We start from the raw sequence: 13904 nt of genomic DNA, 5'->3' as shown, positions 1-13904 counted from the left end.
CTGGGGTGTTTGAGCGACGCCAACACCCCAGCAACACGAAGGATGAATGGAATTTATTCGTCTTCGAGTAATGCTTCGTATGCCGTCGCATCCAGCAAATCGTCCAGTTCAGACTCATCGCTGGCTTTGATTTTGAAGATCCAACCTGCGGTATACGGCTCGCTATTGATCAATTCTGGCGCATCGCTCAATTCGCTGTTCACGGCGATGATTTCGCCGCTGATTGGTGCGTAAATGTCCGATGCCGCTTTTACCGACTCAGCCACCGCGCAATCATCGCCAGTGCTCACTGTTGAGCCCACTTCTGGCAGGTCAACAAACACCATGTCGCCCAGCAACTCTTGTGCATGCTCAGTAATACCGACAGTGTAAGTACCATCAGCTTCTTTACGCAGCCACTCATGCTCTTTGCTGTATTTCAATTCATTCGGCACATTGCTCATTGTTTTTCTCCTGATTTCGAAATTCACTGCGCGACAGCTTTACCGCCGCGAACAAAAATAGGTTTAGTGACTTTTACCGGCATTTCTCGGTTACGGATTTGCACAATGGCCGTTTCACCAATGCCCGCAGGAACACGAGCCAATGCAATGCTATAACCCAACGTCGGCGAGAAAGTCCCGCTGGTGATAACACCTTCATGAATGTTGCCAGACTCATCAGCAAAACGAACAGGCAACTCATTACGTAATACGCCTTTTTCCGTCATGATCAAACCCACGAGCTGGTCGGTTCCTTTCTCACGCTGGTATTCCAGTGCTTCACGACCAATGAAATTCCGGTCTTCTGGTTGCCAGGCGATGGTCCATCCCATGTTGGCGGCCAGGGGAGAAACGGTTTCATCCATTTCCTGGCTATACAGGTTCATACCTGATTCCAGACGCAGCGTGTCGCGCGCACCCAGCCCGCAAGGTTGCACACCAATTTTGACAAGCTGGGCCCAAAAATCGGCCGCTTTTTCATTGGGCATGGCTATCTCATAACCGGCTTCACCGGTATAGCCGGTAGTCGCAATAAACAGGTCGCCCGCTTGCACACCAAAGAATGGCTTCATACCAGCAACGGCATTGCGTTGTTCTTCAGTAAACAGTTGCGCAGCCTTTGTCTGGGCGTTTGGCCCTTGAACAGCAATCAGCGACAGATCATCACGCTCAGTGACAGAAACAGCGAAAGGTGCAGCGTGTTGATTAATCCAGGCCAAATCCTTTTCACGGGTGGCGGAGTTCACCACCAGGCGGAAATAGTCTTCAGTCTGGAAATAGATAATCAGGTCATCGATAACACCGCCGGAGGCATTGAGCATTGCGGTGTAGAGGGCTTTACCCGGCTGGGTCAGTTTGGCAACGTCGTTTGCCACTAAGTAACGGAGGAATTCGCGGGTACGGCTGCCTTTAAGGTCAACAATCGTCATGTGTGATACATCAAACATACCCGCGTTGGTGCGCACCGCATGGTGTTCATCAATCTGCGACCCATAGTGCAATGGCATCATCCAGCCATGGAAATCTACCATTCGCGCACCGCAGAGATTGTGCTGTTCAAATAAAGGGGTCTTTTGAGTCATTTTTTCCTCTTTAACCATCTGGTGGAAAAGCGTTATTCGCTTTTCTTTTCGTCAGACGAAACCCAACATCGCCACCGCTCCCGATAGCGACGCAAACGTTACCTTTTGTCTGAACTTACCATTGAATGGGGGCGTAAACCATAAGGGATAAACGGTCATTGCATTAGCTTATGACCAAAATCAGGAGCGAATGATGCAGAGTATTTGACTGAAAAAATGCGAGTAACCACGCATAAACAAGAAGCGTTTAAGTCACAATTTAGCGTTAGCTAACATTTATGACCATTTCAGAAACAAATTCACTGCATCAATAAAAATGAGAGATGAGAAAAAGTAATCCGAGATAGTGGGTGAGATTAGAATAATTCAAATGAGGGTATGTGATCACATTCACATTGGAGGCTCTAAATAATTCGAGATGGAGCGAGGCGGCCAGCTCAGGCATCCCCAGGAGCTTAATAAAGTCAGCGGCTGGGGGAACTGAGTGCAGCCAACACGGCTGCAGCTTGAAGTAGACGTGTATTTATCGCAGCCAGGTTGGGAGGTCATGCAAACCCATCGCCTGGCGAACCAGTTGCGATTTGACTCCAGGGAGGGTGTCCGCCAGTTTCAGGCCAACATCACGCAGCAGTTTCTTCGCCGGGTGGTTTCCGGCAAACAGGTCGCGGAAACCCTGCATGCTGGCAAGCATCATTGCCGCACTGTGTTTACGGCTGCGCTCGTAACGGCGCAGGTACAAATGCTGCCCGATGTCTTTGCCCTGACGATGCAAACGTCGGACTTCATCAATCAGTTCTGCGGCATCCATAAAACCAAGATTCACGCCCTGCCCGGCCAACGGATGAATGGTATGGGCTGCATCGCCAACCAGTGCTAATCGGTGCGCGGCAAAATTACGCGCGTAGCGGCCTGTCAGCGGGAAAACCTGACGTTCACTTTCAACATGACACAGACCAAGGCGCATATCGAATGCGACAGACAGCGCCTGATTAAATGCTTCAGTACTCGACTGTTGCAGTCGTTCGGCTTCCAGCGGGGGAAGTGACCAGACAATCGAGCATAAATGCGGGTCGCTTAACGGCAAGAAAGCCAGAATACCGTCGCCATGGAAAACCTGACGGGCAACCGCCTGATGGGGTTCAGCAGTACGAATGGTGGCAACCAGCGCATGGTGACGATAGTCCCAAAAAGTGAGCGGAATATCGGCTTGATTACGCAGCCATGAATTAGCGCCGTCAGCCCCGACCACTAACCGCGCGGTCAGCATTGCGCCATCTTTGAGCGTAATAAAAGCTTCGTTTTCACCCCACGCAACTTGTTGCAATTCGACTGGAGCCAGCAGCGTGACATCACTGCACTGCTCAGCGCGCTGCCACAACGCATGATGAACCACCGCATTTTCGACAATGTGGCCAAGGTGGCTGAAACCGAATGATTTATCATCAAATGCAATATGCCCGAAGCTGTCTTGATCCCACACTTCCATGCCGTGATAACAACTCGCACGGCTGGCGATGATTTTTGGCCACGCGCCAAGGTGGGTCAGCAATTTCTCGCTAGCGGCATTAATGGCCGAGACACGCAATGCTGGCGCAGATTCAGGTGCCAACGGCTGCGGCAAGTGGTTCTCCAGTACCGCAACACGCAAACCACACCCTTGCAGGCCACAGGCAACAGCCAGTCCAACCATGCCACCACCAACAATAGCCACATCAACGCTTTGCAAATTGACTCTCCTTTTACATTCTTAAACCTGCTCACCAGGCGTATATGTTGCAGCCAGTTTGTCTTGGGAGTGCGCGGAGAAACCGGAGCGTACTAAAGTACGTGAGGATTTCGAGCACATTCCCGGGTGAAAATGGCAAATAAATAAGGCGGGTGACAGATTTTAACGCGCAACCCAGCCAAGCGTACGCCCCGCCAGCACATCACGTGCTGGGGTAAAATGTCCCATTGCCATCAACCCCAGGTTACGCCCGACGACCAGCGGAGCCCAACGATTAGCAAACAGTTGAACTAACCCATCCGTCACACCGATGGTCGCCATTTTATCGTCACTACGGCGCTGTTGATATTCAGCCAAAACCGCGTAACTCCCCATATCCTGAGATAAGTCATACGCCGTCGCCAAATTCTCAGCCAGCGACATCACATCGCGTAGACCAAGATTAAAACCTTGCCCGGCAATCGGATGAAGGGTCTGCGCGGCATTGCCCACCAGCGCCACACGGTGCGAAACCGACTGTGTCGCCGTCGTGAGTGCCAGAGGATATTGCGCGCGTGTGCCTGCATGGGTGATTCGCCCGAGCCGCCAGCCAAACGCCTGCTGCAACTCATTGCAGAACCGTTCATCATCCCACTGTGCGATATCAGCCTGTGCGTCCTGCGAATGGCACCACACCAACGAACAGCGCCCATCAGACATCGGCAACATCGCCAGTGGGCCGTGTTCGGTAAAACGCTCAAACGCACGCCCGTTGTGGGGTTGCGAGGTGGCGATATTGGCAATAATCGCCACTTGCCGGTAATCCTGTTGCTGCCAGGTGATACCACACTGTGTGGCGAGCGACGAACGGGAACCGTCTGCTGCCACCAGCAATTTGCCTTCAATAAGTTTACCGTCATCAAGCTGAACGCTGATTTTATCGCTTTCACGAGTAAAAGAAGCGACGCGCTGCGGACAATGCAATGTCACGCCAGGGGCTTTACGCAGCATGGCGAATAAACGCAACCCGACATCGTGCAATTCCACAACGTGCCCCAATGCCGGGATCTGGTAATCCTCGGCTTCCAGCGTGACAAATCCGGCATGACCGCGATCGCTGACATGAACAGATGTAATTCCGGTCGCGCAGTCTTTGATTGCAGGCCACACGCCAATGCGCGTCAACTGCTGGCAAGTCCCGTGGGCCAATGCGATGGCTCGCGCATCAAAACCGGGATGTGCTGCAGAATCAGGGGCGGTCGCTTCAATTAAATGAACCGGCAACTTGCCGTGGGTTAAATGGGAAATAGCCAGCGCAAGCGTTGCCCCAGCCATACCGCCGCCGACGATAATCACGCTCATGGCTGACGTGCCGCCGCCATTAACGCTTCGATGTCATCTGCCGATTTCACAACACTGGCGGTCAGGTTTTCGTTTCCGTTCGCGGTGATGAGAATATCGTCTTCAATACGAATCCCAATACCACGGTACTCGGCGGGAACATCCGCATCGGGCGCAATATACAAACCGGGTTCAACCGTAATCACCATACCGGCCTCCAGTAGGCGCGAACGATCCGGGCCGTAAACGCCGACATCATGAACATCCAGCCCCAGCCAGTGGCTCAGGCCATGCATAAAGAACGGACGGTGCGCGTTTTCAGCAATTAATTTATCGACTTCACCGTTAAGAATGCCGAGCTTCACCAGGCCTGTAACCATAATGCGTACCACTTGCGTGGTGACTTCCTGCATTGATGTGCCAGGGCGGTAAAGATGCAGTGCGGTTTCCAGTGATTCGAGCACAATGTCGTAAATCGCCCGCTGCGGTGCGCTAAATTTGCCGTTTACCGGGAAGGTGCGGGTGATGTCGCCTGCGTAGCCCTGGTATTCGCAACCGGCGTCGATCAACACCAAATCGCCATCACGCATTTGGCTCTCGTTTTCGGTGTAATGCAAAATACAGCCGTTTACGCCGCTGCCTACAATCGTGTTGTAAGACGGGAATCTCGCGCCATGGCGGTTAAATTCGTGAAGAATTTCGCCTTCGAGCTGATATTCAAACATCCCGGGACGGCATTTTTCCATCGCTCGGGTATGTGCAAGTGCAGTGATTTCCCCGGCGCGACGCAGCGCTTTAATTTCTTCTTCCGATTTGAACAGGCGCTGTTCGTGAACCCACGGACGCCAGTCAGTAAGCGTTGCGGGAGCGGTGAGATTTTGACGAGAACCACGGCGTAATTTGTCGAGTGCGGCAAACACAATGCCGTCAGCGTAGGCATATTCACCTTGCGCGTGATAGACAACATCAAGACCGTTCAGCAGTTGATGCAGTTGCCCACCGATTTCAGAAAACGCCAGCGCGCGGTCTACACCTAGTTTTTCGGGTGCCGCTTCCTGTCCAAGACGGCGACCAAACCAGATTTCAGCGGTTTTATCACGCAGGCGATTAAACAACACGCTGTGGTTGTGGGTTTCATCGCTTTTAATCAGTACCAGTACAGCTTCTGGTTCATTAAAACCTGTGAAGTACCAGAAATCGCTGTTCTGGCGATACGGATATTCACTGTCTGCACTGCGTGTTACCTCGGGAGCAGCAAAGATGAGCGCGGCGCTTGCCGGAGCCATTTTGGCTAACAACGCCTGGCGGCGCCGGAGAAATTCGTGCTGATTCATTACACCTCCTGAAGCTTATTTTTATTAGTGTAGCGTTGGCTTTTGGACTTCTGGCGCAGTCGGTACAGGGCGAGTAAAGGTGTCATGGCACAGCAACGCTGCAACACGCACGTACTCGATAATCTCTTCGAGCGACATTTCCAACTCTTCTTGATCTTCGTCTTCGTCGTAGCCCAATTGCGCAATGTTACGCAAATCGTCGATTGCTTCGCCGGTTTCGCCAGTGACTTTATCGAGCTTGGGTTGCGTTACGCCAAGACCCAGCAGGAAATGGTTTACCCAGCCGGCCAACGCGTCAGCACGGTGGAATACCGTCGCTTCGTCGCCTTCAGGAAGATAAAGCTGGAACAAGAATCCGTCGTCTTCCAGCGCATCGCTGGTTGCACCATGCATCTGGCGCAGGGTGTCGGCAAGGTTTTGACCAAAGGCTAAGCCTTCGTTGGTCAAGTCGTGCAACAGCGGTTGCCAGGTGGTGTCTTTGTTGCCGCCGCACAGCATTCCGCTGATTAAGCCATGCATTTCAGAGGCCGTGAGGCCCACGCCCTGTTGGTTCAATAGTTGGCCGACTAAGTCGTAGTCAGGCAGAGTGTTCTGTATAGACATGCGCATTCGCCATCGTTGGCTGGGATAGTTCATGTTATGCTACCACCAGGGACCTCGAGGCACCAGAAAAGGGCTTGTATCTTCATTTCGGGATAGCTATAGTGGCGCCCCTTTCGGAACCTGGCACAGGTTAGCGAGAGGCCGGCGAGTTAACAGCAGGAAGGTGGCATGTCTGCACAACCAGTCGATATCCAAATTTTCGGTCGTTCATTGCGCGTGAATTGTCCGCCTGAACAACAGGATGCACTAAATCATGCGGCGGAAGAGCTTAATCAGCGGTTGCAAGATTTAAAAGTTCGCACTAGAGTCACAAATACTGAGCAGCTAGTTTTCATCGCAGCACTCAACATTTGTTATGAGTTGACTCAAGAAAAGTCGAAAACCCGTGACTACGCAGCCAATATGGAAGAGCGTATTCGGATGTTACAGCAGACCATCGAACAAGCGTTGCTTGAGCAAGGTCGCATAACAGAAAGACAGGGTCCAAATTTTGAATAACACTTCACAGTTACCTATGGTAGAGTGACTTTGAAGACCAAATTTCTCTGAGATGTTTGCATGCGGGCCAGTCCCCTGAGCCGATATTTCATACCACAAGAATGTGGTGCTCCACCGTTTGTGAGCATGCTCGGTCCGTCCGAGAAGCCTGATGACAGTGACGCTGCATTCACCTTGAACCAAGGGTTCAAGGGTTACAGCCTGTGGCGGCATCTCGGAGATTCCCTCTTTCTACCAACCAGTCATCACCATGACGAAAATTCATCTAATCCCATCGCTACGCCAGGAAATTCGACAACAAATTCGGCAACGACGCCGTGCGCTTACCCCAACTGAACAACAACACTTTGCTCATCTTGCAGCCGAACGAATGCTGGCTTATCAACCCGTATCCGACGCAAGCACGGTCGCTCTGTTTTTGTCATTTGATGGCGAACTGGATACCACGCCGCTGATTAGTGCGTTATGGCGAGCCGGTAAAACGGTATACCTCCCCGTACTGCATCCTTTCAGTAAAGGTCATTTGCTGTTTCTGCGTTATGCGCAAAATAGCCATTTAGTGATGAACCGTCTGAAAATCCTCGAACCAAAGCTTGATGTACGTGCCGTTTTACCGCTGGATAGGCTGGACGTGCTTATCACACCGTTAGTGGCGTTCGATGAACAAGGGCAAAGGTTAGGAATGGGGGGCGGTTTCTATGACCGCACGTTGCAGAACTGGCAGCAGCATGGTGTCTGGCCGGTTGGGTTGGCACATGATTGCCAGCACGTTCCGGCACTCCCTGCTGAAGAGTGGGATATCCCTTTGCCTGCGGTAGTGACACCGTCGAGAATTTGGGAATGGTAGCCTCAATAGGGATAATGATGATGACCGGAGTCACTTCCATCCACCAGGTTACCCTGTCAGACGTACTAAAGCCGGTGTAAAGAAGGAGCCCTGATGGGCTCCCACAAACTGGAGTTAGTAAAGCAGACGAGCGCGGATAGTCCCAGGAATCGCCTTCATCGATTTCAACGCAGCTTCAGCAACATCTTCTTCCGCATCGATATCAATAACGACATAACCCATATGCGGAGTCGTTTGCAGATACTGTGCAGCGATGTTGATGCCCTGCTCGGCAAAAATCTGGTTCAGTCCGGTCAGAATACCTGGGCGGTTTTCGTGAATGTGCAACAAACGGCTGGAGCTTCCACCGTGTAACGGCAGAGAAACCTCAGGGAAGTTAACCGCAGACAACGTAGAACCGTTATCGGAATATTTAGCCAGCTTGCCAGCCACTTCCAGACCGATGTTCTCTTGTGCTTCCTGAGTTGAACCACCAATGTGCGGAGTCAGGATCACGTTATCAAACTCGCACAGTGGCGAAATGAATGGATCGCTGTTGGTTGCAGGCTCGGTTGGGAATACGTCGATAGCGGCACCCGCCAGATGCTTACTTGCCAGCGCATCACACAGAGCAGGAATATCTACCACTGTACCGCGTGCACAGTTAATCAGTAACGAACCCGGCTTCATTAATGCCAGTTCATTTGCACCAATCATATTCTTGGTCGATGCGTTCTCAGGCACATGCAAGCTCACTACATCGCTCATATTGAGCAAGTCAGAAAGATGCTGAACCTGGGTCGCGTTACCCAGAGTCAGTTTGTTCTCGATATCGTAGAAATAGACGTGCATCCCCAGCGATTCAGCCAGAATACCCAACTGAGTCCCGATATGGCCGTAGCCAATAATGCCGAGTTTTTTACCGCGCGCTTCATAAGAGCCAACCGCCAGCTTATTCCAGATACCACGGTGTGCTTTAGCATTCGCTTCTGGAATGCCACGCAGCAGTAACAGCAGTTGGCCAATAACCAGTTCAGCGACAGAGCGCGTGTTAGAGAACGGAGCATTAAACACTGGCACGCCGCGTTTAGCCGCTGCATCCAGATCAACCTGGTTAGTACCAATACAGAAACAGCCCACAGCCACCAGCTTTTCAGCCGCTGCCAGAACATCTTCAGTTAAGTTAGTACGGGAACGCAGACCGATGAAATGCGCATCACGGATTGACTCTTTCAGGGCATCGCTGTCCAGCGCGCCTTTATGGTATTCGATGTTGGTATAGCCTGCTGCGCGAAGGTTATCCACGGCTTTCTGGTGTACGCCTTCCACCAGCAGGAATTTAATTTTGTCTTTATCCAGTGATACTTTTGCCATTTCCCGACCCTATTTTTAGTACTGATGTTGTGCTGTGTAATAAGACACCCTTCTGCCAAAATATCAAAAATTACGGGCGGGGCAATATAAACGATTGCGCAGTCAGCTAAGTAACAAAGGAATAAGTCGCTGTATACAGCACAAAACTCTGAGCAGGAGAGAGAACCAGGAATGAATAACAAGTAGTTGTTAGTAATGTGACATATGTCACCAAATTTGCCGTTATATTAATTTGTCATTTTTTATGCGGATTTGGGGCGTATGCCACGCCCCAACCAGATCATTTCACAATGGTTTTCACGCCATCAGCAGTGCCAATCAACGCAACATCTGCACCACGGTTAGCAAACAGCCCCACGGTGACGACCCCTGGCAAACCGTTAATCGCATTTTCCAACGCGATAGGCTCTGCAATACTGAGGCCGTACACATCGAGAATGATGTTGCCGTTATCCGTCACTACACCCTGGCGGTATTCAGGGCGGCCGCCCAGTTTAACCAGCTCGCGAGCCACACAGCTACGTGCCATTGGGATCACTTCCACTGGCAGTGGGAAATTACCCAGGATCCCCACTTGCTTAGAGGCATCAGCAATACAAATAAACTTTTCCGCAACAGACGCGATGATCTTTTCACGGGTAAGTGCAGCACCGCCGCCTTTAATCATTTGCATCTGGCCGTTAATCTCATCGGCACCATCGACATAGATAGCAAGAGTATCGACTTCGTTGAGATCATAAACCGTGATCCCAAGACTCTTCAGTTTGGCGGTGGAAGCGTCGGAGCTAGAAACAGCGCCATCAATCTGATGTTTGATAGTCCCGAGAGCATCAATAAAGTGCGCGGCGGTTGAGCCGGTACCCACACCAACGATAGTGCCAGGTTGCACGTATTGTAATGCTGCCCAGCCGACTGCTTTTTTCAGTTCATCCTGCGTCATGGTTATTTGCCTGTGCTGTGAAAACTGACGCGCATTATAGTGCAAGCTGCAAAAAAATGTCCCGGGATTGGCGCAGAACTCAGACGAACTTTGCGGATTGGGTCTGGATCAGCGACAAATTTATGTCATAGTGCAGCCATAACAAAAACAGGAGTTAGCAAACCACAATGAAACGCCCGGACTATAGAACGCTACAGGCGTTGGATGCAGTGATTCGTGAACGAGGTTTTGAGCGCGCAGCACAAAAACTCTGTATTACTCAATCCGCCGTCTCGCAACGTATTAAGCAATTGGAAAATATGTTCGGCCAGCCATTGTTAGTGCGCACAGTTCCCCCTCGTCCAACCGAGCAAGGGCAAAAGTTGCTGGCATTATTACGTCAGGTCGAATTGCTTGAAGAAGAGTGGTTGGGCGATGAGCAAACCGGTTCTACGCCGCTGCTGCTGTCACTTGCGGTCAACGCCGACAGCCTGGCAACCTGGTTGCTGCCAGCTTTAGCACCTGTTCTGGCTGACTCCCCTATTCGTCTGAATCTTCAGGTTGAAGATGAAACCCGTACTCAAGAACGCCTGCGCCGTGGTGAAGTGGTTGGCGCAGTGTCCATTCAGCCGCAGCCGTTGCCAAGTTGCCTGGTCGATAGGCTCGGCGCGCTGGATTATCTGTTTGTCGGTTCGAAAGACTTTGCGGCGCGTTATTTCCCCAACGGCGTCACGCGTTCGGCATTGCTGAAAGCGCCTGCCGTGGCGTTCGACCATCTCGACGATATGCACCAGGCATTCTTGCAACAGAATTTCGATTTATCGCCGGGTAGCGTTCCATGCCACATCGTTAACTCATCGGAAGCGTTTGTCCAATTAGCGCGTCAGGGCACGACATGCTGCATGATCCCACATCTGCAAATCGAAAGAGAACTGAAAAACGGCGAGTTGATTGACCTGACACCTGGCTTGATGCAACGCCGTATGCTGTATTGGCACCGCTTTGCACCAGAAAGCCGTATGATGCGCAATGTCACAGACGCGCTGCTGGAATATGGGCATAAGGTGTTGCGACAGGACGCTGAATAAAAAAAGGTCGCTCATTTATAGCGACCTTTCTGTTATCTACGGTGGGTAAGCGCCTGCGTCATCCACCGTAGATATCAATGATTTACTGTGCAGCCGGAGCCGGATCAGTTCCCAGTTCAAACACCACATCGACCTGGTCATCAAACTGAATAGTCTGCTGATCGTAGGTATCTTGAGCAGAAACCGGTGCAGCCGCTTCGGCTTTCATCATCCGCACCATCGGCGCTGGCTGATAGTTAGAAACATGATAACGCACGCTATATACCGGACCCAACTTACTGTTAAAGCCTTCAGCTAACAGTTTTGCCTGGCGAGTTGCATCGTCGATAGCCGCTTTACGCGCTTTATCTTTATATTGCTCTGGATTGGCAACACCAAGCGATACTGAACGAATTTCGTTAAGACCCGCTTTCAGTGCACCATCAAGTAACTCGTTCATTTTGTCGAGTTTACGCAGCGTGACATCAACCTGACGCACAGCACGATAGCCTTTCAGCTGTGTTTTGCCGTCCTTCAGGTATTCATATTCTGGTTGGGTGCGCAAGTTGGCGGCGTTGATATCTTTCTTCTCAACACCACTTTCCTGCAGGAAGGTCAGATACTGTGCAACACGATCGTCAGCTTGTTTCTTAGCTGATACCGCATCTTTAGCTGACACATTGACTTCGATAGCGAGCGTGGCAATGTCAGGTACAGCATCCACGCTTGCGGTGCCGGATGTCACAATATGCGGACCATTTGGCAACTCATCGGCCAACACCGGAACCGAACCTAATCCCACAAAAGCAGCTAATGCCAGGGTTTTCAACTTCACTGTAATACCTCCATGCAACATTCCACTACCATTACGTTCGCAAATAACACGGACGTCTGGCAGAAAGCTTAGCTTGTAATGGTAACTTGTCTATCGGATTAAAGCGAATTAGCCCATCAGCGAAGAAATATGGCGAACCCCATCCGACGCCAACTGTAATGCGATAACCCACATCACCAACCCGACGACACCGTTAATTATACGCTGTGCTTTAGCGGTACGCAGGCGTGGTGCAAGCCAGGCGGCGAGAAGCGCCAGGCCGTAGAACCAAAGAATCGATGCACTCATCGTCCCCAAAGCAAACCAGCGCTTTGGTTCATCAGCCAGTTGCCCGCCGAGGCTGCCCAGCACGACGAAAGTATCCAGATAAACGTGCGGATTTAGCCAAGTGACCGCCAGCACAGTGGCGACAATTTTCCAGCGCCCTTGTTTCACCACTTCCGCTGAGGCCAGTTCCACGCTGCTGCTCAAAGCCGTGCGCAGTGCATTCCAACCGTACCAAAGTAAAAATGCCACGCCACCCCAGGTCACCATTGCCAGCAGCCAGGGTGATTGCATCAGCAGCGCGCTCCCCCCAAAAATCCCACCGCATATCAGCAGCAAATCGCTGATGGCGCACAGCGAGGCAATCATCAGATGGTATTGACGACGGATCCCCTGGTTCATGACAAAAGCGTTTTGCGGTCCGAGGGGTATAATTAACGCCGCACCAAATGTAAGACCTTGAAAAAAGTAAGATAACACGATGATTCACTCTTCAATATTTAGCCATTGAAGAAGAGTTTAATGGGGAAAAATTATTAGAGGAAATGGATAATTTTAATGGTTTATAAGCATGGCTAATAATGCTTGAGCCAGCCGAAACTGGCCCTGGAAAATCACGCTTACGCAGCTTCTTTCGTGCGTTTGAAATTCACATCCATTTGCGGGTAAGGGAAACTTATCCCTTTGGCATCAAACTCTTTTTTAATACGTTCCAGCACATCCCAGTAGACGTTTTGCAGATCACCGCTGTTGCTCCAGGCACGCACGACAAAGTTAATAGCAGAAGGCCCAAGTTCATTGAGTCGAACAGTAATATCGCGGTCTTTCAGCACTCGCTCATCACTGGTGATGATGTCAGTCAAAATCCGCTTAACCTGGTCGATATCGGCATCGTATGCCACGCCGATAATGAATTCGTTACGACGCACCGGTTCGCGGGAGAAGTTAATTATATTTCCGGCGATAATTTTACCGTTTGGCACGACGACAATTTTGCCATCCAAAGTGCGTAACGTCGTGGAGAAAATCTGCACATTAAGCACAGAACCCGCAATTCCCCCGAGATCCACATATTCCCCAGCACGGAATGGGCGGAAGGTGACAAGCAGTACGCCTGCAGCCAGATTCGAGAGCGAACCTTGTAGTGCAAGGCCAATTGCCAAACCTGCGGCACCCAGCACCGCAATGACTGACGCAGTTTGTACGCCAACGCGTCCCAGCGCGGCAATTAACGTGAAGGCGATGATGCCATAACGCACCAGAGCGGCAAGGAAATCAGCCACAGTGGCATCAATACTACGCGCCACCATCACGCGGTTGATCGTGTTGGACACCATGCGAGCCACGATCATCCCGACAATAATAATCGCAATCGCCGCCACAATGTTTACCGCATAACTCAGCAGTAACGCCTGGTTGCGCACCAACCAGCCTCCGGCATTATTAATACTGTCTACTACGTTGAGATCTTCCATTCGCTGTTCCTTGTCATTACCAAATTCTGCGCCCTAGGGCACAGCAGAGACTTTAAAGAGTAAACAAAACAGACGAATATGCCAACTTAGTCACAAAAC

General features: G+C 51.1%; 14 protein-coding genes and 1 other RNA gene. 4 read left to right on the top strand and 11 right to left on the bottom strand.

From position 1 onward, the window contains the following. Positions 1-53: 53 nt before the first annotated feature. The 6 genes from gcvH to VJY99_RS18175 form a co-directional block, all read right to left on the bottom strand. Positions 54-443, bottom strand: coding sequence for a glycine cleavage system protein GcvH (gene gcvH / locus VJY99_RS18200; protein ID WP_324120989.1), 390 nt, complete (start codon positions 441-443; stop codon positions 54-56). Between the two features lie 23 nt (positions 444-466). Continuing rightward, a complete protein-coding gene (gene gcvT / locus VJY99_RS18195) occupies positions 467-1564 on the bottom strand; it encodes a glycine cleavage system aminomethyltransferase GcvT (RefSeq protein ID WP_324120987.1) in 1098 nt (365 codons plus the stop codon). Between the two features lie 523 nt (positions 1565-2087). Beyond that, a complete protein-coding gene (gene ubiI / locus VJY99_RS18190) occupies positions 2088-3290 on the bottom strand; it encodes an FAD-dependent 2-octaprenylphenol hydroxylase (protein ID WP_324120985.1) in 1203 nt (400 codons plus the stop codon). Between the two features lie 162 nt (positions 3291-3452). Beyond that, a complete protein-coding gene (ubiH, locus tag VJY99_RS18185; RefSeq protein ID WP_324120983.1) occupies positions 3453-4631 on the bottom strand; it encodes a 2-octaprenyl-6-methoxyphenyl hydroxylase in 1179 nt (392 codons plus the stop codon). After that, a complete protein-coding gene (gene pepP / locus VJY99_RS18180; protein ID WP_324120981.1) occupies positions 4628-5944 on the bottom strand; it encodes a Xaa-Pro aminopeptidase in 1317 nt (438 codons plus the stop codon). The genes ubiH and pepP overlap by 4 nt, the downstream gene beginning before the upstream one ends. A gap of 24 nt (positions 5945-5968) precedes the next feature. After that, the gene (locus tag VJY99_RS18175) at positions 5969-6547 is read right to left on the bottom strand and encodes a YecA family protein (protein WP_324120979.1); all 579 of its coding nucleotides are present in this window, start codon (positions 6545-6547) and stop codon (positions 5969-5971) included. Between the two features lie 168 nt (positions 6548-6715). Here VJY99_RS18175 and zapA point away from each other — a divergent pair, with 168 nt between their 5' ends. From zapA to VJY99_RS18160, 3 genes are all read left to right on the top strand, one after another. Further along, entirely contained in the window at positions 6716-7045 is a 330-nt protein-coding gene (gene zapA, locus VJY99_RS18170; RefSeq protein ID WP_324120977.1) for a cell division protein ZapA, read from the top strand. Between the two features lie 41 nt (positions 7046-7086). After that, a non-coding RNA gene (gene ssrS / locus VJY99_RS18165) (6S RNA) lies at positions 7087-7270 on the top strand. A gap of 25 nt (positions 7271-7295) precedes the next feature. Continuing rightward, a complete protein-coding gene (locus tag VJY99_RS18160; RefSeq protein WP_324120975.1) occupies positions 7296-7892 on the top strand; it encodes a 5-formyltetrahydrofolate cyclo-ligase in 597 nt (198 codons plus the stop codon). 114 nt (positions 7893-8006) lie between these two features. Here VJY99_RS18160 and serA read toward each other — a convergent pair whose 3' ends face one another. Both serA and rpiA read right to left on the bottom strand, forming a co-directional pair. After that, positions 8007-9245, bottom strand: coding sequence for a phosphoglycerate dehydrogenase (gene serA, locus VJY99_RS18155; protein WP_324120973.1), 1239 nt, complete (start codon positions 9243-9245; stop codon positions 8007-8009). 280 nt (positions 9246-9525) lie between these two features. After that, positions 9526-10185, bottom strand: a complete 660-nt coding sequence (gene rpiA, locus VJY99_RS18150; RefSeq protein WP_324120972.1) for a ribose-5-phosphate isomerase RpiA — start codon at positions 10183-10185, stop codon at positions 9526-9528. A 167-nt stretch (positions 10186-10352) separates the two neighbouring features. Here rpiA and argP point away from each other — a divergent pair, with 167 nt between their 5' ends. Next, positions 10353-11252, top strand: coding sequence for a DNA-binding transcriptional regulator ArgP (gene argP / locus VJY99_RS18145; RefSeq protein ID WP_064543613.1), 900 nt, complete (start codon positions 10353-10355; stop codon positions 11250-11252). Between the two features lie 82 nt (positions 11253-11334). On the opposite strand, the gene VJY99_RS18140 is transcribed toward argP, so the two are convergent. From VJY99_RS18140 to mscS, 3 genes are all read right to left on the bottom strand, one after another. Next, a complete protein-coding gene (locus tag VJY99_RS18140) occupies positions 11335-12066 on the bottom strand; it encodes an oxidative stress defense protein (RefSeq protein ID WP_324120970.1) in 732 nt (243 codons plus the stop codon). A 108-nt stretch (positions 12067-12174) separates the two neighbouring features. Then, positions 12175-12810 carry an arginine exporter ArgO gene (gene argO / locus VJY99_RS18135; RefSeq protein ID WP_324120968.1) on the bottom strand — a complete coding sequence of 212 codons (636 nt, stop codon included), beginning with the start codon at positions 12808-12810 and terminating at the stop codon, positions 12175-12177. Positions 12811-12950: 140 nt separating this feature from the next. Next, on the bottom strand, positions 12951-13805 hold the full coding sequence (mscS, locus tag VJY99_RS18130) for a small-conductance mechanosensitive channel MscS (RefSeq protein WP_324120966.1): 855 nt from the start codon (positions 13803-13805) through the stop codon (positions 12951-12953). Positions 13806-13904 lie beyond the last annotated feature (99 nt).

Origin of the sequence: Buttiauxella sp., assembly GCF_035271705.1 — a bacterium.
Lineage (GTDB): Bacteria > Pseudomonadota > Gammaproteobacteria > Enterobacterales > Enterobacteriaceae > Buttiauxella.
This window is presented reverse-complemented; position numbering and strand designations above follow the sequence as displayed.

Coding starts and splice junctions, on each gene's coding strand:
- gcvH (WP_324120989.1), bottom strand. CDS start 443: ATGAGCAATGTGCCGAATGAATTGAAATACAGCAAAGAGCATGAGTGG.
- gcvT (WP_324120987.1), bottom strand. CDS start 1,564: ATGACTCAAAAGACCCCTTTATTTGAACAGCACAATCTCTGCGGTGCG.
- ubiH (WP_324120983.1), bottom strand. CDS start 4,631: ATGAGCGTGATTATCGTCGGCGGCGGTATGGCTGGGGCAACGCTTGCG.
- pepP (WP_324120981.1), bottom strand. CDS start 5,944: ATGAATCAGCACGAATTTCTCCGGCGCCGCCAGGCGTTGTTAGCCAAA.
- VJY99_RS18175 (WP_324120979.1), bottom strand. CDS start 6,547: ATGTCTATACAGAACACTCTGCCTGACTACGACTTAGTCGGCCAACTA.
- zapA (WP_324120977.1), top strand. CDS start 6,716: ATGTCTGCACAACCAGTCGATATCCAAATTTTCGGTCGTTCATTGCGC.
- VJY99_RS18160 (WP_324120975.1), top strand. CDS start 7,296: ATGACGAAAATTCATCTAATCCCATCGCTACGCCAGGAAATTCGACAA.
- serA (WP_324120973.1), bottom strand. CDS start 9,245: ATGGCAAAAGTATCACTGGATAAAGACAAAATTAAATTCCTGCTGGTG.
- rpiA (WP_324120972.1), bottom strand. CDS start 10,185: ATGACGCAGGATGAACTGAAAAAAGCAGTCGGCTGGGCAGCATTACAA.
- argP (WP_064543613.1), top strand. CDS start 10,353: ATGAAACGCCCGGACTATAGAACGCTACAGGCGTTGGATGCAGTGATT.
- mscS (WP_324120966.1), bottom strand. CDS start 13,805: ATGGAAGATCTCAACGTAGTAGACAGTATTAATAATGCCGGAGGCTGG.